Here is a 21884-nt window from a genome sequence, read left to right as displayed (position 1 = left end):
CACAAGCCAAATTGGATAAAGGTTATTAACGAGCTAATTTGTGATGAGCTCGCGAAAAGTGACCGGCGCAAAACGCGCCTACAATCGATAGTTCACCCGCTAAACATAATGCAGCACATACCTCAGCTAAGGCTTGCGATTTACCATTGCCGTGAAGGCCAAGTAAATCTAGACATGCCTTTTGGCTTGGCAGACCAGTGCCGCCGCCTACTGTACCTAGCATTAAATTAGGCAGTGTTACGCTAGCGTATAGGCCACCTTCTTTGTTGAGCTCCATACGAGTCATACCAATCGCCGATTCAGCCACACAAGCCGCATCTTGGCCGCACGCAATGTAGAGCGCAGCCAATGCATTAGCATAGTGGGCATTAATGCCGATAGTACCACTCAAAGCGCCACCTACAGTGGTCATCTGCCCAAACTGAACCATCTTTTCAGGCGTGGTATGCAGGTACTTAGCAACAAGCTCTGGGGATATATTCACTTCAGCGGTGACTTTTTTACCACGAACGCTACGCAGGGTTTGGGTATTGGCCTTCTTGTCGCCCGATAAGTTGCCATCAAGAAAAGCATGATCGGGCTTCACTGGGGTATTTTCTATGATGAACTCAAACACCGCATTGGTCGCGATGGTCACCATATTCTGACCTGAGGCATCTCCAGTTAGAAATTCAAACACCAAGTAAACATGGTTGCCTTCGATGTTGATATTGATGTCGGTAAGTTTGCCGTGTGAAGTAGTAGATTCAGCTAAGGTTTTAAACTGTTCATATTGGGTCACGGCCCACGCTACAAATTGACCGGCTTCAACTAACCCTTGGAATGCGAAACCAGGGGTACGTGTCACACCTTCATTCAGCAGCATTGCACTCGCACCACCGCAAGCGGTAAGCAGCTTAGAACCACGGTTATAAGACGCGACAAGCGCAGCTTCCGTAGTAGCTAACGGTACTAGGTAATCGCCTTTAGCAAATAGGCCATTGACTCTTAGCGGACCAGACACTCCGACTGGAACCTTCACCGTCCCAATAAAGTGCTCAATGTTCTTTTCGTACGCTTGGATCTGACTTTGCGTATGAGGATCGAGCAGTTCTTGTTGTGATTCTAGGTTATCGAGAGCAGCCCAACGACGCGTTAGATTCTTTTCTGTCAGGTACGGGCTAGGCGTCAGCTTATTCACTGGCTTTTCAAAATGAGGCTGAAGCTTTTGTTCTAATTCGTCTGCGGAGATGTCGCCTCCTAAAATAGAAACATAGTCACGGCGATGCAGATTTAGTTTTGGCATAAATAGTATGAAGTATAGTTTGTGCAGCAAAATTGGTTTGCGCTGATTCTACCGAGTAAAAAACCAGAAACAAGCGCCTGATATAATGAGTTACAGTTTGTGTGGTTGTAATGACAAAAAGGAGCGAATGATTCCTAAAAAGTGGTTATTTGAGGTGGTGTTCTAAATATGGATGTCGAGAAGACTGCCGATGGCTTCGTTTTGACGATCAACCACACTGGCACCCACGCGGTTGTAATTTGCGCTTTGTGTCAGTTTTATCAAGGCATCACTTGAGGGTGAGGCAGGTTCAGGTTCTTTGTCTTTAAACGAAATGGATTGTTCAGGTTCTATTTGATTAAAGCTGAAGTCGCTAGTTTGGAAAGAGTTGTCAGATTCGAGAGATTGCTTAGAGGCTTGGTTGAGCTCGATTGCTGCTTCTTCAGCCATGTTGGTTGATTGCTGAATAATGGCGTAACCAGATTGAATACCAGATATCGACATAACAGAACCTTTTATTGACGTATGGGCTGAGTCTAGGTGGACGATATATTGAGCGCAATGATGATTTGGTAAAACTTACTATGAAACGGTGAACTTAAGCTAAAATAGTGACGTCTGTCTATTAATTAAACAGTTCATTTAATGCGTTTAACTCTTCATCGGTAAGAAGAGATGGCTTGTCGGTTATAAGATTGCCGTCGATCTCGCCTTGAAGTGCCTTAAGCTGCTGAGGGTTAAGAAGTTGTATTTGCTCCTTAAACGCTTCAAATTGTTGTGTATTCATAGTGTGACCTTTGTTCAAATCCATATGCCCTATAGAGCATAGCCTACTGATTCGGAAAATCAAACAAGATTAAGTGAATATTAAATGAAGTTTGAGTGTTCCTAAAACTAAGACAACTATAAATTGCTCTGGTTGTTTTTTGTCCGAGAAATGTTAGGCAAAGTTATGGTTTGGTAAATCAAAGTCAGAAAATTCTTACAATGTAAAAATCGCTTAGCCCTTGCAGAACAAGGGTAGGCAAGAAGTTGCTCTATCTTATTTGGGATATTGATAGAGCAAACTATAATTACAGGTGATGATAAAAATGTGATCGATTTGGGTTATCTTTTTGTTTTTACAGTATTTTGTTTGTTGTTCAAGAAGCTTCTTTGTCGATCGATTTATCTATCTTAACCTTGACCGCAAATTTGGTCGCTAAAGTATGCAGTTCTGGAAGCATTCGGTAAATCAAATGCAGCTGTTGTAGGACCATTCTGACAGAGCTTTCATCCTCTTCTCGCCATTCGCTTAAACGCTTATCAAGTTCAGGGTCATAAGAATTTTTAACTTCACACTGCTCTTGATGGGAATAGAGTTGGTCATTGAGAGCGTCGAGGTGCTCATGTATGACACGGTGGGCGTCCAACACTAGCTTGTGTGTGGATTCATCATCGATACGAGTACGATGCGCTCCTAAGGCAGAAATATAGCTCAGCAGGGCATGATTGAGCGTGAGGAATCGAAAACTTTCATCTTCTGAAGTACGATATTTACCAGGCTCAACCAACATACTGCTGATGGCAACGGTAAGGTTTGCATCGTTATTGTGTGCGCTACGACGGGCAATACGGTAATTAAGGGTGTCTTTTTTACCGACTCGATATTGGCCAATGATTTGTGCCAGATAATTTTTATTAGAATCGAGAGCATCCGCCATGACTTTATGTAATCGCTTAGATTGCCAATCTGGTAATACGTATATCACCGCGAGTACGGCGAGAGCACAACCAATAAAGGTATCTGCCAGCCTTGGTAGTACGACAGCGTAGCCTTCTCCAAGCTGATTAAAACAGAACAGTACCAACAAGGTAATGAAGCCTGTTGCGAAGCCGTAGTTGTTGATGCGGAATGCAAAGAACATAACGCCACTGATAACAATGAAGACTAGCTGGCTCTCTTGGGAAGGGAAGAAGGTCAGTAACGGAACCCCAATCAATAAGCCTGCCACTGTACCAATGACACGCGCTGTCAGCTTTTGTCGCGTTGCGCTGTAGTTTGGCTGACAAACGAACAGCGTAGTCAGTAGGATCCAATAGCCACGCTCGATATTAAAACCTTGGATGATCCCGTAACCGAGCGTTAACGTGATTGCCATACGAATCGCGTGTCGAAACAACATTGAATCAGTATGAAAATTAGCTCTAATCTTTTGCCACATTGCCTTTAAGGTGTGCGGATTAGTATCGTCCAAGACACCTTCTTCTAGCTTCTCAGCATCTGGGTTACTGATATTCGAGAGCTGTTTTTCAACGGTGGCTAGGTTATTGAATAGGTAATTTAATTGATTCAGCAGCGACTTCCATTCGGGTTTGTTCTGTTGCTGAAGGTGGTTCAGTGAAGACATTAACTCATCAAGCGCCAGTACAGATTTATCACCATGTTGATATTCCGCACCCACTTTAAGTGAGCTCGCCACTTCTTTACAGGCGGTTGCTTGTGCTTCTAACAGATACTTAAAGCGAAACAGTACATCAGAACGTTCGAAGTGTTTAGCTAACTCTTGATAGCGGTAATGGCTCGAACTCACACGTTCGTGAATATCTTGCGCGATGAAATAGGTGTTTAGGAATCGGTCACTCGGGCCATCAATATGTCCGCGTTTGGAGCGGTTAAGCAGCGTCGCTTTACACATGTTGAGTGCATTAACGGTGCTAGCATTCAATTTGGCTTCAATAATTCGGTGTGGTTGTGGGATAAGGTCAGAGACAGGATAGAACAGCTCTGCCTTAGACCCCATATAGGTGCCGATTTGGTCGAATACGGTAGCAAGGTTTTGCTGTACGGGTTGCATTGGCCAGACAATCTGCCAAATCATCGACATGAAGTAGTACCAAGCCGCACCAGTCAATAGCAGTAGTGGTTGAAACCATAAGTTGGTGCTTTCGTGGGCACCAAGCATGGTATAGATAGCAACTAAGAGAGAACCGAATGCAATGCTCGCGTATTTCGGTCCAATCGCGCCTAGCATTATGAATGAAAAAGTTGAGGCGAAAAGACCTAATGCGAACAGCCAAGGTGTGTTGAATAGCAACTCAATGGAAAAGGCAGCGATAGCAAAACAGATGAACGTAAGGGTGAGAGCTTTTAAACGGCCAGTAAAGCTGTCGTCACTTTCTGCAAGAGCAGCAGCGATGACACCTAAAATGAGTGGGGTGATGAGCGTGTTTTGCCCATAATACCAAGCAGGGACCACAACACCGAGTAGGGTGATGAGTATTAATATGCTGTAATTTATGGTTTTATTCGCCCAATAGAGGCGCAATTTGGCAGAAAAGTCCACAGTCGCTCACTTGACACACTAAAACCATAATCCTAACAGAAATCAAGCACAAGAATTTGATACTTATCCATAATTGTCCCTAGATGGTCATGAAAGCGTCGATAAGATGTGAGATATTATTAATTCTCATTGCATCATGATATAAATTCAATATTCCTAATTAAGAGCACGCTCCAATGCAGCTAAGCGCTAACAAGACTGCACAGTTTTTTATTCAAAATGAATATCATCAGGTCGAACTTGATGGTCCACGTCTACTGTTGTCTTCAGTAGGCAGTGAAGAACGTATCCCGTTTACTATTTGGAGTGGCAAGATCGCGATAAAGCGCGGTTTGTTTTGGGGATCGTTGCAGTTTTTTGCTAATCAACAAGATGGCAAACAACGCAGTTGGTTAGTACAAGGCTTGCCTTGGGATCAGTGTCGTCAATTTGCACGTGCCTCGGTTGGTGCGTATCAGAAATGGCATGACACACAGTGTGAACAACTCGCAGAGCACGTCCCTCAATGGGAAGCCGAATTGACGCGTCTGGAGCAACTTCCTGCTTTCTTACCGCATTCTAAAGTCAATACTTGGGTCGATATGGTCAACTCAAGTTTAGACAATATGACAATGACGCTAGAAGAAGCAGCACAACGCATGCCAAACCGCTTTGCTCGAATGCAACCATGGTTGTCGGAAACTGAGATTAAACAAGCTGAACGAAACCAACAATGGCTAGAGACCGAAAGAAAAAACTGGGAAGTGTTGTTTGCACAATGTGAGTCGTCTCCGTTGAACTTGTCTCAGCAATACGCGGTTTTGATGAACGATGACCATAACCTCATCCTTGCTGGTGCAGGATCAGGGAAAACCAGCGTTCTGACGGCTCGCGTCGCCTATTTATTGCAAAGCCATCAGGCGCAAGCTGAAGAGCTGCTATTACTTGCATTTGGTCGTGAAGCCGCTGAAGAAATGAAACAGCGCCTCGACAGCAAAATTGGCTTATCAGCAGAAAAGGTTCAAGTCAGTACTTTCCACCAATTAGGTTTGAAGATACTTAATCAAGTAGAAACCGAACGCGTTGTTATCTCTCCTCTAGCGCTGGACAATAATCAACGCCAAGCATGGTGTATTGATTGGTTGAAGAAGCATTGGATGACACCGACCAACTTCAAGCGTTGGCAAAAGCACCTGTCTAAATGGCCAATCGCGTACCTGACCGGTGATGACGAGCTTGGCAGCCACGTTTCAAACCTCAAATTGATTGGTTGGCTCGAAAAACAACTTGAGCAGTTGAACGCGTCGGGCTTATCGAAAAAAGAAGTACAACAACAACTAATCGACCATCGAGATTACACACGTTTAAATAGTGAGCTTTCACTATGTTGGCCATGTGTTACCGCGTGGCAGAAAGCGTTAAAAGAAGAGAATCATATCGACTTCTCGACCATGATCAGCCGTGCGACTCAATATGTCGAGAAGGGTAAGTTTGTCTCTCCTTGGAAGTTCATCATGATTGATGAATACCAAGATATATCTCCTGATCGCCTTGCTCTGGTTGAAGCGCTTTGTAATCAATCGAAGGCGCAGCACCAAGCTTCTATCTTTGCTGTGGGCGATGACTGGCAGTCCATTTACCAGTTTGCGGGCGCTGATGTGGATTTGACGACCGGCTTCAAAGACCGTTTTGAGAGTTCGACCATTCATCATCTAGACACCACATATCGTTTTAACAATCAGTTAGGTGCGGTCGCTAATCGCTTTGTACAAGAAAACCCGATTCAATTGCCGAAGGACCTGAACAGCTTTAAGCAACAGAAGCAGAAGGCGGTGTACAGTGCGCCAAGCAAAGAAGTAGAGAAGATTCTCGATCAATTGAACCGACAGTCGAAAGGTAAAGCCAATAAGTCGGTGATGTTGCTTGGGCGTAACCATTACCACAAACCTGAATTACTGGAAGATTGGAAAAAGATCTTCACTTCGATCGATCTCAGATTTATGACTTGTCACGCCAGTAAAGGTAAAGAAGCGGACTTTGTAATTATACTTTGCGTTGACGAAGGGCAGTTCCCTGCTAAGAAGAAGCAGCTTCATATTGATGGCGCGTTGACTGAATCGTCAGATGTATTCCCTTATGCTGAAGAGCGACGGTTATTCTATGTGGCAATGACGCGAGCGAAAGAAAAAGTATGGATTACACACAGCGGTGATGGTTCTGGCTTCGTACAAGAACTTCATGGTTCTGATTACCCGGTCGTTCGCAAAAAGTAATGTTATTTGAGGTGACGGTCTAAGCTTAGATCTTCAACTCTCCCTCCCTATTATTAGTAGGGAAAGGCATAAGAATATGAATATGGAACATGGTTCAATCAATTACATTGAATTCGCAGCGCGAGACATTTCGGCGACTAAGGCATTTTTTAGCCAAGTATTCGACTGGGTTTTTGAAGACTATGGCCCTGAGTATTCTGCTTTTGAAGGTAAAGGTTTAATGGGTGGGTTTTATCTAGCAGATTTGGCTTCTGATACTAGCAATGGTGCGGCGCTGATGGTTTTTTACAGTAAAGATCTTGAGCAAACTAAGCGCGACGTTATCACTGCTGGTGGACAAGTAAATCGAGAGATTTTTAGCTTTCCTGGTGGGCGTCGTTTCCACTTTAAAGAACCGAGTGGTAATGAGATGGCGGTGTGGAGCGATAACTAGCTTCGTTCCAAAGCATACAGCTACTTTTACCAAGCGTTACAAATAATTAAGCCTGCGATAAAGCAGGCTTTTTTAGTTCTCGCGTATTGCCGCATCTATATCCAATCTAAGAGTGAATACAGATGAAGGCGGTTAAGTACGCTCAGCTAAATACGCTTCGTAATCTGGTATTTCGATGATGACTTCTTCTTCAAGTAGTGAAGAGTTGAATAGGAAATTTGCGGTAGCACGGTTGGTTGCGACAGGAATGTTCCATACGCTCGCAATACGAAGTAATGCTTTTACATCGGGGTCATGAGGCACTGCATTCAGTGGATCCCAGAAGAAAATCATCATGTCGATTTTTCCTTCAGAGATAAGTGCACCCAGTTGTTGGTCACCCCCCATAGGGCCGCTGATCATACTCTTAATCGCTAAGCCCGTTTCTTTACTTAGTAGAGAACCCGTAGTGCCCGTTGCATAAAGGAAGTGCTTCTGTAGTTTTTCTTTGTTTTCTTTGACCCATCTTAGTAGCTCAGGTTTGAAGTGGTCATGAGCGACCAAAGCAATGTTCTTATGCGTTGGCATAGTACGCGTAGTTTTTTGCATGAATGTTCCCTAAATTATTGTTTCGTTTTTATTGTTTTGAGTTCTTTAGCGAATATAGCATTAAGGATTCACACTGAATACCGGACGAAACTCAGAAGGTGACAAAGAGTCGGCGATAACTTGATCTTTTAACGTTGCAGGAGTGAGAGCCTCTATAGTTGGCGCACTGTGTATCTCATAGGGCTGTCCACGTAAGTAACTGACGGCTTGTTTTACGGATAAACGACCTTGCTCGACCATTTTATCTGTGGGCGCAAAGAGAACCTTATTACGCAATAAGCCTCGGTAAGTTCCGTGACTCAAATAACTTGAAATCAACCCAATTTCTTTGGTTTTACCTGCCGCTCGTAGTTCACTGATCGCCGCTTCTATTGCGACCGCGCTGCCTACAATATATTTGATATCGGGTTGCTCGATGACTTGTTGGACGAGGTTTCTTTGCAGTTCTTTGTCATTATCTGCCCAGTAACTGATGGCAATCGTCACATCACTTGAACTTATCGCGTCGTAGAAACCGAGTGCCACGGGTTTAGTGCCGCCACTGGATTGAGGTCCAAGTAATAGCGCAATAGGGGTCTTACCCGATCCTTTGGGGTGTAATTTTGCTAAGTATTCACCGACTTGGAAGCCCATCTGATACCAATCAACGCCCACAGTGCCTTTCAATACCTTTTGTTGTTCTTTACTCACCGTTAATTCATTTACGGTCGCGAAAACGGGCGTTGAGCCGACCCAATTTGTGAGGTTATCGTGATAAGCGTCAGGTGAAACCGTGCCCAAAATAATGGCGTCAGCCCTCCATTTTGTACAAAGCACCAATTGAGAGGCTTGCTTGGCAACGTTGGGGTAACCGCCAGCTTCCAATACTCTGAATTCTACTTGTTGCTTCTCTGCTTCGGAAACCATGCCGTAATTGACAGACAACCAATATGAATCTTTAAGATGAGGATAAATCGCGCAAATTTTCTCTTTTTGCGATGTAGCCGTGGCCGGTTTTATCGGACTTAAAGGTTCGTTGGGATTATTCAAAGGCTCGTTGGTATTATTCAGAAGTTCGCTGTCACTACTCAGAGGCTTGTTAGCATCACTTAAAGTTTCACTAGCACGAGTCGAAGCACTCATCACAACAAGTAAAGATAGAAGAAATTTTGAAGCAAAGTGTTTAGAAAGCATGAATTGCCATTTTGTTGGTTTTAGATAAGAAACACTGCAAAATATAGCGTATTCTGCATGGGTAAAGAAGAACGTTTTTAAGGTTTAGGAATATATGTTGTTAGCTTCAGCAAGTATTGGACGCAAGCTGCTGGCCTCATTTTTAGTGATGGCGATGCTCGTTCTTTTGTCTGCATTGATCGGTGTTTCTGGATTTAGCTTTGTTGCAAAAACAGAGAGAAATGTTGTCGATTCGGCACTGCCTGCAATGATTGAAGCTCGTCAGGTTTCTGAATTGAGTAATCGTATCATCTCGTCGGTACAAACACTCTCTAACGCTAGAAATGAAGCGGAGAGAAAAGAAGCGGGCACTGTTTTGTTCGGCCAACTCGAGGCATTGCTCCAACATATTAAAGAGTTGGGTGTTGATAGCTTTGACTCTGAACTTCTAAATAAACTCGAAAACAATGTCCAGAGTGTTATCAATACACTGGCTGAACTGGGTGTTTCTGTTGAGCGTAAGCTTTGGCTAAACAAAGAGCTATCTACTCGTGTCGAAGAGATGCGTTTACTTGCCGAAGAGCTTGAACAACTGACTCGCACGCAAGTTCTGAATACTGCCACCATTGCCGTTGCCAATGTTACACATATTTATGATCTGCTAGAAACCAAAGAGACAGAGAAAGCCTACCAAGCGCTAGACGCATTGGTTGAAGTTGATCTCGACCTATCTGAACGTCTGCATGAATTGCATCTTTTAGCCTTTAAGATGCTTAACCAAATTGAAGAAACTCAAACGGTGACCAATGTTGAGCGTATTCATCAGATCCAAACTGAATTCGAATCCAATCTCAGAATTATGGTGCGCCGCGTAAAAGCGGTTGAGGATCCCACCCGCTCTGCGCAGATGTCGCAGCTTCTCGAAGAGCTTAGAAAGCGCCAAGTGGTGTTTGATATATCACTAGAGCAATATGAAAACACCAAGAAGTCAGAGTTTCTGATGCAGAATACTCTGCAGTTGTTTTCGCAATTGAATACCACCGTCAACCAACTTATTGATGACTCAAATTTGAGTACAAAGAAGGCGGTGGATGAGCTGACATCAACGCTGAGTTTGGCTCAATGGTCGCTCTCTGTTATTTCGATTATCGGCCTCGTTATTGTTGCCTTTATTGTGTGGCGTGTCGTTTATATTTCAGTAGTGAAACGCCTCACGGAGTACTCCTCTGCGTTAATGTCGATCGCACAAGGGCGACTTAATATTGATATCTCAGTAAAAGGTAATGATGAACTCGCGCATATGGGCGAAGCCATTATTACTGCAAGAAACACGGCTCAGGCTCTGCAAGTGGTGGCGGTAGGTGAAGCTAAAGCAAAACGAGAACTTGAAGAGCACAAAGAGCACCTTGAAGAACTGATCACTGACCGTACTTGCCAACTGCAAGAGACCAATGAAAAGCTGAATGTCGAGGTGAGTAATCACGCCAAGGCTCGCAATGCGGCAGAGCAAGCTAGCCGTGCCAAGTCCGCTTTTCTTGCGACCATGAGCCACGAAATCAGAACACCAATGAACGGAGTGTTGGGTACTGCTAGGCTGCTCAAAGATACGGGGTTAGATCCGTTGCAGTCAGGCTATGCCGATATCATCAACCGCAGTGGTAAGAACCTATTAGCTATTTTGAATGATGTTCTTGATTATTCGAAGATTGAAGCCGGTCATCTAGAGATCCGAATTGCTTCATTCGATCTTCATCAAATGGTTCAAGATACATATCAGTTGATGGAAGGTCGCGCTGCTGAGAAGAAGCTTGAATTTAACTTCCATATTGAGAGTGATGTTCAACGCTATTGGCGTGGCGACGTGACTCGAATTAGTCAAATATTGAATAATTTAGTTGGCAATGCCATCAAGTTTACCGATAGCGGTGCAGTGGATATCTTTATCAATCTAGATGTACAAGATGAAAATCGTGTGATGTTTGAGGTGTCAGATACGGGTGTCGGCATCCGAGCCAGTGAACAGAAGTGTTTGTTTGATGCATTTAGTCAAACGGATAGCGGTCGCAATAAAATGGGCGGCACGGGCTTAGGTTTGGCAATCAGCAAAAGCATTATGTTAGCCATGAACGGCGACATCGGTGTTCATTCCGAAGAAGGTGAGGGTAGTCAATTCTGGTTCTCCGTTCCGCTCGAAGTAGGTGAGAAAATTGAAACAAAAGTGACAGTAGTCGAAACCTGTATTCGTGCGAAAGTACTTTTGATTGAAGATAATCCGGTGAACTGCATTGTTGCAGAAGGTTTCTTACATAACCTTGGTCATGAAGTTGTGATTGCGACGACAGGTAAAGAAGCTCGTACTATTTTTGCCACTCAAGCGTTTGATATTGCGCTAGTTGATATTAACCTTCCTGATTGCGATGGAGTGGAGTTAATCCAACAACTGAAAGAGATTGTTGTGATTTCATCAGATGTCCCAGAACAGTACACACCGCCGATGGTGGCGGTGTCGGCTCATGTGTTCAATGAGGAAGTTGAAAACTATTTAGCGTCTGGGTTCGATGGTTTTTTACCTAAGCCGTTAGAAAAAGAGGCACTTGCTCAACTCATTGTGACTCAGTTGGATGGTAAGACTTTGCTACTGCCACAACCTGACCCAGATGATGCAATATGCAAAGGTGTAAATAAAACCAATAGATTGCACAAAGCCAGCGAACAATGCCAAGGCAATGATCTTTATTCATCTCAGATGGCCAGTGTGGTATCTGATTCAGCCTCGGGAATGAACCCTCGCAAACCAGACGAAGGAGAAATGACAGTGACACTCATTGATAGCAAAGTAATAGAAGGCGACTTGTCTATTCTTGGTTTGGAGAAAATGAAGCAAATCGTTGGGCTATTTGAAGACAGTAGCCAGCAGACTTTACATGAATTGATTCAAGCAAGTGAGGCCAATAATGGGCGAGAAGTCAAATCACTGGCTCATAAGTTGAAAGGCTCTGCGGGTAGCTTAGGTTTATCTGCGTTATTGAATCTCTGTCATAGCATTGAAGCAAGCGAGGACCCATTGCAGGAATACAGAGACTGTAGAGAGTCTTTGACTCAACTGACGAGAGACTCTTTAGAGGCACTGAAGCAACACGTTTTATAACGCTCATTTATAAGCTTTAAACCGTTAACTGTGATTAGTTGGCGATGATATAAAAAATCCGCTGAACGAGACCTCGTTCAGCGGATTTGTCTTTTAGACGTCCAAAGGTTAAATGGAGCCTGTTTGAGATAAATTATCTATTCTCAAAGCGGTTGTAATCGAGCAAACCAAACTCAACGGACTGGTCTTGTTGATACCAACGATGAACACGGTCACTAAACGGCCAGAATTCACTAGAGCTGCGTCTGACGGCAAACTTATCAAGTAAAGCTACATAGTCTTCTTCTGAATTAAGCTTTTGTAACGTCGATACTAGAGTGGGTATCTGTTCTTCTGTTAAGGATAGATAAGCGGCTGGGTAACTTCCTACAACGCCTCGCACTAACGTTAAATCATCGTTGGCGTAGTCTCTATTGCCTTCTTCATTGAACAAGCTTGAAATGTTGCTGTGCGCATTATTGTGAATGAGCGTAAATAACTGCTCTTCACCGTTTTTCCCCTCAATCATGATCATAATTAATTGAGGTACATGGCGTAAGGCTTCCCCTCGAATTAAATTGACTTGATTCAGTAAGGCTTCATTTTTCTTGCCAAAGCCTGTCTCGACGAGATCGAATCGGTTATCGAGTACGGGTGCTAACTTTTCTTTAATCATGTTAAACAGTTCGCGTTTAGGATCTGCTGTTTTGTAAACGACACTGGTGGGTTGATCGAAAGGCGCGATGTTGCGTTGTAAGAAGTCACTCAATTGGCCGCTTTGGTTTTGGTACCAACTTGAATGTTCAATGTGTCGGACATCTTTAGGTAGAAGGGTTAAGAAGTTACTTTCACCTTCCAAACGTAAGAAATCCATAAACATGCGGGTAATGAGCTGATGGCCAAAGTTACCGTAAACATCGAACCCAGCGACAAGAAGGTAGTGGATACGTTCTAATAAAGCATAGTCAAGAATCCAAGCTGTTTTAGGTTGCGGGCCTACTAACCCTTGTACGACAGAGGCACTATCAAAGTGTCTAAATACAGTAAGTGCGGCATTATGGTTAGTTCCATCGCCATCCCAAATGATGTTGGTGTCTAGGTGTACACCGCTCTCAAACCACTGATTAGTGAAATCAGATTTAGCATTTAAGTAGCGTGCTTGTTGTTTCGAGAATTTTACCCAATTTTTCATAGGAACAGTGTTGCTCGTTAGTTCGCTAGGTAATTTTAGGTTCTTCTTTTGGCTTGCATAGAACTGGTTAATTTCCGGTAAGTTTGCTTTTTCCGGGTCAATGAAGACAACCCAGAACCGGTCGTTAATTACGTTGAGTGCGAGTTGACCACGGCATACAGGGCCTTTGATAAACGCCATAATTGTATTCTGAGCGTTATCCAACATGAAGTTAAAGCGAGAGTTAACGGGTATCGCCTCGAATGAAGTCATAGGGTTTGCGGATACATCTATATCGTAGCTAGGCAGTTGTTTTACTTTGTATTCCGTATCAATAAACCATGTTTTCCAGTTTTGTAAACGCTCTTTGTTAAGTGCGAAAGGCATGTGTGTTTTGTCGACAATCGTGCCTTGTTCGGGAATGAGTCGGTAGTAAACGCGGTCAACCTTTGGGTCACCGTAAGGGCGACGAGTGCTGATTCGTTGAACGACTTGGCCTGGTGGCGTTGTAGAACGAACAAGCGTAAAGAAGCGAGTTGGCTGCGATAGGTCAGAGAAATACAAGTGTGATAGAAATAAGTGTTCGTAGATGTAACGAGCGGAAAGTTGGCTTTTAAGGTCACTTTTGTTGAAAAGGTCTTCATAGGTATCGACCAACTTTTGTTCGCTATCATTGAGGGGAACATGGTCATTCATCAGTGCACCATTTTCCAACCAACTCATCAAGGTAGCGTATTCCGCTTTATCTAGGTTAGGCATACCATAAGGCATTCCCCAGGTAGGGTAATCTCTTTCATATTGAGCATATTCTTCAATAGTTGGACATTGTTGATCGCGATCTGTCGAAAAGTCGAAGCCTTCTAATTGTGTTTGATCTGGAAGAGGGTGATTTTCTTTCTGGATTAACATACGAGAGACAAGACCTGCATCGAGGTTTGCTGTTGAATTCTGCATACGTTCGTTAAGCACTGGGTGGAAACGCGCGTCGCGCCACTCTTGTGTGGTTATTGCATCTTCAAATAAACGAGTCGGGGCTGAGGCCGTTAAACGAGTGCCTTGGTAGACGAGTGCTTTGCTCGCACCTCTGTCTATTCCTTCGACTGAAGATATTTTGAGTTGGCACGGTGCATCGTAACACGCGTGACAAACTACACAGCGGCTATCAATGATGGGCTTCACTTCGTCAATGAAATGTTGTGCTTGAGCCGAGAGAATAGGGGCTTGGCGGTCACGAACTTGCTGCTTACCAAACAGCTGGTCGAAGTTTAAACCCGCGTAGACGGCACAACCTGAGAAGATACTAACAAAAGCTAAAATGAAGAGTTTTTTCAAATTCATACGTATTTAAATATTAGACATTTTCTTTAATTATATCGAAAATGATTGAAAATGCTCATGATCTAATGATTTTGTAGACAAGATTCGAATAGGATGGAATAGCCAATCAATATGAATCTCTCGCTGTCATGCGTATTCAGTGGGTTATTGATTGACGTAGCAAACCGAAAACGGCACTTCAAGGCGCGCAAATTCTTTTATCCATCGCCACTGGTTGTCTTGCAGCTTATCTCCTGGCCCTTTGACCTCAATCCAATGAAATTGATCATCCTTGAACGCAATCAAATCCGGCATCCCCGTTCGGAACAACTTAAGGTCACTTAGAATTACTTTGAAGAGATCGACAACTAGTGCATTTGAAATTGAATCTATGCTGTGTTCGATAAGAGGCTTAGGAAAATGACTCCAGTGAACAAATGGGTTAGCAATACCGTGTTTTTGGTCGTAGATATCAAGCAACTGGTTTAGCCCGTGCTCGGATATGGCTTGGAACACGGCTTCTACTTGGGCGGCTCGTTTTTCGACAAAATCTGAATGGTACAGATCCAGCGGTCGATGTTGGTAACGGTTGATAAACGCGCCTTCAACATCTGAGAAAATCACATCCCAGAAAGCCAAACCGAACAAGCCACATAAAAAACTGTTCTCAGAAAAATAGACATCCCAACCTTGGCTCTCAAAATGCTGCTTTACTGCAAGCTCAACTCGTATTTGGCTTAGGTCTAGATCCAGCTTTATCTGATCGCAATTTGGTTTTGAAGGGCGGGGAACCTTGTGGCCTTTCTTTGTAGATAACATTTGTCTGCGCAATAACCTCTGCTCAAGCTTAACAGCGACCTCCAACTCTGACACATCCGATGGAGTAGTTTGCATTTGCGTGACAATGTCACACATTGAGTCTAACTCATCTTGCTTGTCATAGATGCGTGCAAGTCGCTCTCTGCTCGGAGGAAGTACAGATTGTTTGAACCAAAAGACAGCTTTGTCGTTTTGGTTAAGCCTTTCAAGATCGCGTGCAATATCGTTGATCAACCGAGATCTTTTTCTGGCTATGCTTTTGTGATCCGATTCAGCGGGTATCGACTGTAAAAGATGTTCAAGAAACTCAGAGTCTTTGCGATCGCCCTCAAAATACAAGCGTTGTACATCGCGCATTTGGAGTAGCTGGTTGAGTTGTTCTCTAGAGGTGAAAAAGCGGCGTTGCTTGCTTAATGTGTAGTTTTCGAAGGTATTGAGCCCAAGGTCGCTTAACACGAACTGGCTTAAGTCTTGATATGTATTGGCGAAGAACAGTAACAATAAGACATCGATAACTTGAGATTCAACAACGTAAATGCAGTCAAACGACAAGCTTTGGAACTGTTCAAAAGGTTGGTGTTCAAGCAAAGCTAAGAGCTCATCTTTCTTCGCTGTCTTATTGTTCTTAAGAGACGGGAATGCGCTGAACAGCTCTGGCTTAGTCAGTAGATGCAATCCTAATTCAAGATCACTAATGACGAGGTTATGTTGTTCAGTTGGGTGACTTAACGTAACGAAGCTCGACGCGTTTAGCTCTTGCAGGGCGCTTTTCAGATTTAGGATCTCAACGTAGTCGAGTTTGTCGTTTCGAAACCAACAGCCTTTACGAGAGAGCAGGCGAACCATCAAACATTGGCTTGGAATAGAAAGGCGCTGGTATTCTGACAGCCAACGGTTTTCATCGTCACTCGTAAGATCTGGGTAGAGCGTTTGGGCGTGTTCAACCAGTCGATTGAAGTTGTCGAGATAATAAGTAGGGGAGAGCTGAGGAGTGGTTTCTATTGTCACTTAATAAGTCACTTGATACAAAAAGAGCCTAACCCTAAGGTTAAGCTCTTCAGTAACAAATTCAATCTTTTCTGTTGATTAAGCTTGTGATGCTTTTAGTTCAGCAACTTTAGCTTCAGTGATTGGCTTAGTGATGATTGCAAGAACAATACACACTGCCATCATAACTGCAGAGATTGTGTAAGCTAGGCCGTAACCTTCGCCATTTGCCATTGAGAAACCAACAATTGCTGCGCCGATAGCGCCGCCGATACCCCATGCCGTGTAAAGCACGCCGTAGTTAGTACCGTAGTTTTTCAGGCCGTAGAATTCAGCAGTTAGTGTTGGGAATACTGCTAGAAGCGTACCGTAACCAACAGCTGCGATAGCCGTACCGATGATTAGCGTGAACTCAGAGTTGAACGTAGCGAATAGAGCCATGTTCGCGCCTTGTAGGATGAACGCTAGAAGTAGAGTACGTACGCCACCGATCTTATCTGCAAGCATACCTGCAGCAACACGGCCGCCTGAATTGAATACTGCAAGGATAGACGCTAGGTACACTGCGTTTGGCAGGTTAGCTTGAACACTAGCAATCGTAGTGATGTTACCAATGATCATCAAGCCAACAGATGCAGCAAATGCGTACATTACCCATAGAGAGTAGAACTGAGGAGTCTTCAGCATTACTTTCCACGTTAGATCTTCAGTCTTCTTAACCGCTTTAGGAGCTTGGCCTGCTTTAACTTTAGGCTCGGCTGGCGTGTAGTCTGCTGGTGGATTGTTGATCGTTGCTGCTAGAGGGACCGCAATCGCAAGTACACCAACACCAAGAATCATAAAGCTTGTTTGGATACCCATGCTATCGATTAGCGCAGATGTTAATGGTGCCAGGTAAATAGCTGCAAGACCAAAGCCTGCTGCGATTAGACCGTTAACCATACCTTTCTTAGAAGAGTGGAACCACTTCATTGCTGATGGAGAAAGACATGCGTAACCGAAGCCGATACCAGCACCTGTCATCACACCGAACGTTAGGTTTAGCATCATAGGAGTCGTAGCGAAACCAGAAGCAATCATACCTAGGCCAGTAAGTGCTGTACCTAGAATAAGGATCTTACGTGGACCCATACGGTCTTGTAGGATGCCTGCAACAAGAAGACAAACTGAGAATGTGATAGTTGCAATAGCGTAAGGTGAAGATGCTTCAGCAGCACTCCAACCAGCTTCAGTCACTAGCGCTTTGTTAAATACACTCCAAGCATACAGGATGCCAAGACAAAGGTTGATACAGAAGCCTGCCAGCAGGATACGTGATGCTTTATCAATCTTGCTCATTTTTATTCTCAGTTCTGTCATAAGTTAAGTGAGAGCCACTTAACTAAAGACGGGTTATTGTGATTATTTCTTCAAAATTAGTTTGCGTTTATCAACAGATAGCGCAAAAGAGCGCGGATTATAACCAATAAAAATGTGATTGGAATCTCTTTTTCCATTTTTGATAAATAAAACAGATATTGTTAATGGGTTGTTTTTTATTGGTTTTGCAGTTGTGCCTAATACCTTTCAGTTTTGTGATTTTTGAGCGTTATCGTTCTATTCTCAAGGGGATTTTTAAAAGAGGTACTACCAGTTTGTGCGTATACCGTTCGGATATCACAGAGTTACAAATAATTTTAATTAATTTCTAAGGTTAATTTTGTGTAACAAAATAAATCAAAATAGAGCTTTGCCTATATGAGACAAGGGGTAGCGGAGTTTTATTAAAAACAAAATGTTAACTAATTGTTAAGGTGTGTTTTTGTTGGCACCTTTGCTTACATTTTGTTCAATCTGAGGGGTTGTGTTGTTGAGAAAAAGTGGGAAAATGACACGCAAACTGAGATTCCAAATTTGAAAGGATGCGTTTCCAACTAATGGCGAGGCGAGTATTATGAAACTGTTTTTAATTCTATTGATGTCAATTTCTGGTGGTTTAGCGGCAGCTGACCATATTCACTCTTTCTTGTTCGGCTTCTATATCGCTGCATTGGCAGTGGGCAGTTGCTACTGGCTTGCATTCCGCAGCACCCGTTTCCCACAGTTAGCTTTAATGCTACTGATGTGTGGCTTTTTTGCGAAAATTGCCGTGACGGTTGTTGGTGTTTCTTGGGGAATCTCGAACGATATTATTCAATCGCCGTTCATTTTCTCATTGTCATACCTGTTCTTCTTAGTCGTTGTTACTTACGTTTGGTTTGCATACCGCGACAAGTTAACTCTAAAAAAACGCGCTAAGCAGGTAGAAGACTCTCGCAAACAAGCAGCGGTATAATTGCAAAATTAATACAGAATTCTATAAAGAGCCTTCTTCGGAAGGCTCTTTTTGATCCTGCCTCCCTTAACTCTATTTTTAGTTATGACGGCAGATAAAAGAAACCCCAGTATGGTGACATACTGGGGTTTCTTTGTTATTCGAGCAACTCGTTTTACAAAGAAGGAAGCACTTACTTCTTCATCAATTTTGCTAGATCGGCAAATGGATTGTGCGTTGCTGATTGATGATCATCTAAACGGGCCTTTGCATCAACGCCGTAGCGGTCATGGTCCGTGTATTTTGAGTGCTCATGATCGTGACAGTACAGGCACAATAGTTCCCAGTTACTGCCGTCTTCAGGGTTGTTTGTATGGTCGTGGTCCACGTGGTGAACGGTAAGTTCTCTTAAGTTTGAGTAAACAAATTCACGTGCACATTTACCACAAACCCATGGGTACAGTTTTAGAGCCTTTTCGCGGTAGCCTTTCTCTTGGCGAGCGTACGCTGCACTCGATCCTGTAAAATCTGAAGACATTGTCAAATTCCTATTTATTGTAATACGTCGATTTTATCACAGCTTTCTTGAAGCTGTAGAAATGTCGTCACTAAATCAAGCTTTGCACTAACCAACATTTGAGTAGGCTTTTGAACGCTCACTTACCTTTTGCATAAGACTCCTTTGAAAGCGGGTTATGACTTTCTGGAATAAGCCATGCTTAACAGTTTGAAAATAAATCGTATTTAGGGGTTTTAACTCAGAGTCGGTGACCTAATATCAATTAAAGCTACCCCCTATCAATAAGGAAATATCATGTCAGAACAATACACTCCGCCAAAAGTCTGGGTTAACGACACCGATGGTGGAAATAAATGGGCGAATATCAACAGTCCAGAATCTGGCGCTCGGTTTGATAAAGCTCTTTCCGTTGGTGAACATGCTTTACAGCTGTATTCTCTGGGAACACCTAATGGCCAGAAAGTGACTATTCTGTTGGAAGAGTTATTAGCGCTAGGTGTAAAAGAAGCTGAATATGATGCGTACTTGATCAATATTGGTGAGTCGGACCAGTTTTCTTCTGGCTTTGTTGGCGTAAACCCAAACTCGAAGATTCCAGCTCTTGTTGATAAATCTGGCGATGAAGATGTCAATGTTTTTGAATCCGCGTCTATCTTGATGCACTTAGCTGAAAAATTTGGTCACTTCTTACCTAAAGAGGGGGCGACTAGAACGCAAACTATCAACTGGTTGTTTTGGGCGCAAGGTTCAGCACCATTCCTCGGCGGTGGCTTCGGTCATTTTTATTCCTACGCTGATGAGAAGCAAGAGTACCCCATTAACCGCTTTGCGATGGAAGCGAAGCGCCAACTAGACGTGTTAGACAAACAACTGGCAAATAACACCTTTGTTGCCGGTGAAGAGTTAAGTATTGCTGATATCGCTATCTGGCCTTGGTATGGCAACCTTGTACTAGGCAATATATATGATGCAGCAGAGTTTCTACAGGTTGAGTCTTACACCAACGTGGTACGCTGGGCTAAGCAATTAGAGGCGCGTGAAGGCTTCCAACGCGGCCGAGTGGTTAACCGCTCATGGGGCGAAGAATGGGAACAAGTACCCGAGCGTCATAGCGCTGAAGATATTGATCGTGTTTTAAAGCTACGCCCGTAGTTATTTAAAGCAATAGTTACAATACATCGCTAGAGTTTGTTTTCGGTTGATTCGGATAGCAAACTCTAGTTTTCAGTTCGATCGTTTCTTGTAATTCCTATTCTCTAATTCCTTTTTCTATAAATATCCTCTTCGACAGTTCTCAATCCCGAACCAATATTTTTCATTTTCAACTCATTTATCTTATTGATTAATAAGTACTTAGCTTGTTATCTCTCGATTAGTTGCTTTGCTTTCTAATACTTTGTTACATTTCAGAGATTAACAAATTATTGTTATGTTATAACATAGCAATAATTGTTCGATAATGTACTTTTAAAAGGAAGATGTTGTGAATAAGAAATTGGTTTCTCTAGCGGTTGGTAGCATTCTTGTTTCCCCTGTTTTTGCCGACACGCTGTCGAATCCTCAGATTGGTGTCGTACTTGATGGTTATTATCAAGATGGGCAGCGTAATAACTCTGAACGAGAAGAAGGTTTCGGCCTTGGTCATACTGAACTTAATATGTCCGCCAATATTGATGATAAGTTTTATGGCTCGTTAACGACGGTAATTGAAACTCATGATGATGAAACGGAGTTGTTATTAGAAGAAGCTTTCATTGAAACACTGACGATGCCTTATGGTTTAAGCATTCGAGGCGGACGTTTCTTGTCTGATTTTGGTTACCTGAATAACCAACACATGCATACCGATAGCTTTGTTGAGCGTCCTGCGGCTTACCGTACTTTCTTGGGTTCGCATTATTACGATGATGGTGTTCGTGCGAACATCGTTCTTCCTACAGATCTGTATGTGAAGCTTGGTATTGAAGCGCTAAGTGGTAGCAAGGTGTCTTCTGTTGATGATGGCTCTGACGTTGGTGTTTACACTACAACTCTTAAGCTGGGTGACGACTTTTCAGAGTCATCAAGCTGGCAGTTTGGTTTGAGCTACTTACGCAATGAAAATGGTAAAGTTCGTGAGTTTGGAGACCATGATCACGGGCATGACCATGACCACGATCATAGCCACGGCGCTGCTGTAACTGGCTCAAACCTATACGGTGCTGATTTTGTATGGAAGTGGGCTCCAAACGGTAACTACAAGTACCAAAACTTCACGCTTGCTGCTGAATACATGTTGTTAGATGGCATCGTCGATGACAAATTCAAAAATGATGCGGAATCACCAGATACGCTCGCAGGCTACTATGTATCGGGTGTCTACCGATTCAGCCCTAGTTGGTCAGCAGGCATGCGCTACGGTGAAGCGGAAAGCTATGATGGTCATGCACATGGTGACCACATGCACTTTACTGCGATGAACGACAAAGAAGCGGACGTAATGGTCGCTTGGGATTCGTCTCATTTTGGTACAGTTAGAGCACAATACTCTCGCGTTGAAAACCAAAGTAAAGATACAGACAACGTATTTACGCTTCAGTATGTGATGACCTTTGGGGCGCACGGTGCTCATGCATTTTAGGAAACCCCTACTTAC

General features: G+C 43.3%; 16 protein-coding genes. 6 read left to right on the top strand and 10 right to left on the bottom strand.

Going from position 1 to position 21884, the window contains the following annotated elements:
* Window positions 1-25: 25 nt before the first annotated feature.
* The 4 genes from AACW75_RS11600 to yccS all read right to left on the bottom strand — a co-directional run bounded on the left by AACW75_RS11600 (window position 26) and on the right by yccS (window position 4590).
* Window positions 26-1285 (bottom strand): hydroxymethylglutaryl-CoA reductase, encoded by a 1260-nt coding sequence (locus tag AACW75_RS11600; protein WP_135457594.1) that lies wholly within the window; start codon window positions 1283-1285, stop codon window positions 26-28.
* A gap of 162 nt (window positions 1286-1447) precedes the next feature.
* Window positions 1448-1768, bottom strand: coding sequence for a hypothetical protein (locus AACW75_RS11595; RefSeq protein ID WP_237297450.1), 321 nt, complete (start codon window positions 1766-1768; stop codon window positions 1448-1450).
* Window positions 1769-1889: 121 nt separating this feature from the next.
* On the bottom strand, window positions 1890-2075 hold the full coding sequence (locus AACW75_RS11590; protein WP_017072567.1) for a hypothetical protein: 186 nt from the start codon (window positions 2073-2075) through the stop codon (window positions 1890-1892).
* A gap of 331 nt (window positions 2076-2406) precedes the next feature.
* On the bottom strand, window positions 2407-4590 hold the full coding sequence (gene yccS, locus AACW75_RS11585; RefSeq protein ID WP_017072568.1) for a YccS family putative transporter: 2184 nt from the start codon (window positions 4588-4590) through the stop codon (window positions 2407-2409).
* Between the two features lie 176 nt (window positions 4591-4766).
* Between yccS and helD the strand changes: the two genes are divergently transcribed.
* Both helD and AACW75_RS11575 read left to right on the top strand, forming a co-directional pair.
* Window positions 4767-6842: a DNA helicase IV gene (gene helD / locus AACW75_RS11580; protein WP_237297449.1), complete on the top strand. Its 2076-nt coding sequence runs from the start codon at window positions 4767-4769 to the stop codon at window positions 6840-6842.
* 82 nt (window positions 6843-6924) lie between these two features.
* The gene (locus tag AACW75_RS11575; RefSeq protein ID WP_017072570.1) at window positions 6925-7275 is read left to right on the top strand and encodes a VOC family protein; all 351 of its coding nucleotides are present in this window, start codon (window positions 6925-6927) and stop codon (window positions 7273-7275) included.
* A gap of 132 nt (window positions 7276-7407) precedes the next feature.
* Here the strand turns inward: AACW75_RS11575 and AACW75_RS11570 are convergent, their stop codons facing one another.
* On the bottom strand, window positions 7408-7863 hold the full coding sequence (locus AACW75_RS11570; RefSeq protein ID WP_009844869.1) for a methylglyoxal synthase: 456 nt from the start codon (window positions 7861-7863) through the stop codon (window positions 7408-7410).
* A 60-nt stretch (window positions 7864-7923) separates the two neighbouring features.
* Entirely contained in the window at window positions 7924-9036 is a 1113-nt protein-coding gene (gene torT, locus AACW75_RS11565) for a TMAO reductase system periplasmic protein TorT (RefSeq protein WP_237297448.1), read from the bottom strand.
* Between the two features lie 94 nt (window positions 9037-9130).
* Between torT and torS the strand changes: the two genes are divergently transcribed.
* A complete protein-coding gene (gene torS / locus AACW75_RS11560; protein ID WP_145568594.1) occupies window positions 9131-12163 on the top strand; it encodes a TMAO reductase system sensor histidine kinase/response regulator TorS in 3033 nt (1010 codons plus the stop codon).
* Between the two features lie 133 nt (window positions 12164-12296).
* Here torS and AACW75_RS11555 read toward each other — a convergent pair whose 3' ends face one another.
* The 3 genes from AACW75_RS11555 to AACW75_RS11545 form a co-directional block, all read right to left on the bottom strand.
* Window positions 12297-14651: a fatty acid cis/trans isomerase gene (locus AACW75_RS11555; protein ID WP_145568596.1), complete on the bottom strand. Its 2355-nt coding sequence runs from the start codon at window positions 14649-14651 to the stop codon at window positions 12297-12299.
* A 144-nt stretch (window positions 14652-14795) separates the two neighbouring features.
* The gene (locus AACW75_RS11550) at window positions 14796-16457 is read right to left on the bottom strand and encodes a VRR-NUC domain-containing protein (protein ID WP_237297447.1); all 1662 of its coding nucleotides are present in this window, start codon (window positions 16455-16457) and stop codon (window positions 14796-14798) included.
* Window positions 16458-16535: 78 nt separating this feature from the next.
* On the bottom strand, window positions 16536-17774 hold the full coding sequence (locus tag AACW75_RS11545; protein WP_135457613.1) for an L-lactate MFS transporter: 1239 nt from the start codon (window positions 17772-17774) through the stop codon (window positions 16536-16538).
* A gap of 595 nt (window positions 17775-18369) precedes the next feature.
* Between AACW75_RS11545 and AACW75_RS11540 the strand changes: the two genes are divergently transcribed.
* Entirely contained in the window at window positions 18370-18750 is a 381-nt protein-coding gene (locus AACW75_RS11540; protein WP_017074076.1) for a hypothetical protein, read from the top strand.
* Between the two features lie 172 nt (window positions 18751-18922).
* On the opposite strand, the gene AACW75_RS11535 is transcribed toward AACW75_RS11540, so the two are convergent.
* On the bottom strand, window positions 18923-19267 hold the full coding sequence (locus AACW75_RS11535) for a YajD family HNH nuclease (protein WP_017074069.1): 345 nt from the start codon (window positions 19265-19267) through the stop codon (window positions 18923-18925).
* Window positions 19268-19543: 276 nt separating this feature from the next.
* Here AACW75_RS11535 and yghU point away from each other — a divergent pair, with 276 nt between their 5' ends.
* Window positions 19544-20401: a glutathione-dependent disulfide-bond oxidoreductase gene (yghU, locus tag AACW75_RS11530; RefSeq protein WP_017074067.1), complete on the top strand. Its 858-nt coding sequence runs from the start codon at window positions 19544-19546 to the stop codon at window positions 20399-20401.
* Between the two features lie 331 nt (window positions 20402-20732).
* Entirely contained in the window at window positions 20733-21869 is a 1137-nt protein-coding gene (locus AACW75_RS11525; RefSeq protein ID WP_237297446.1) for a hypothetical protein, read from the top strand.
* Window positions 21870-21884: the final 15 nt, after the last annotated feature.

Source organism: Vibrio sp. L3-7 (genome assembly GCF_963898195.1).
GTDB lineage: Bacteria > Pseudomonadota > Gammaproteobacteria > Enterobacterales > Vibrionaceae > Vibrio > Vibrio echinoideorum.
The sequence above is the reverse complement of the archived record's forward strand: the minus strand, read 5'-3'. Positions and strand labels throughout refer to the sequence as shown.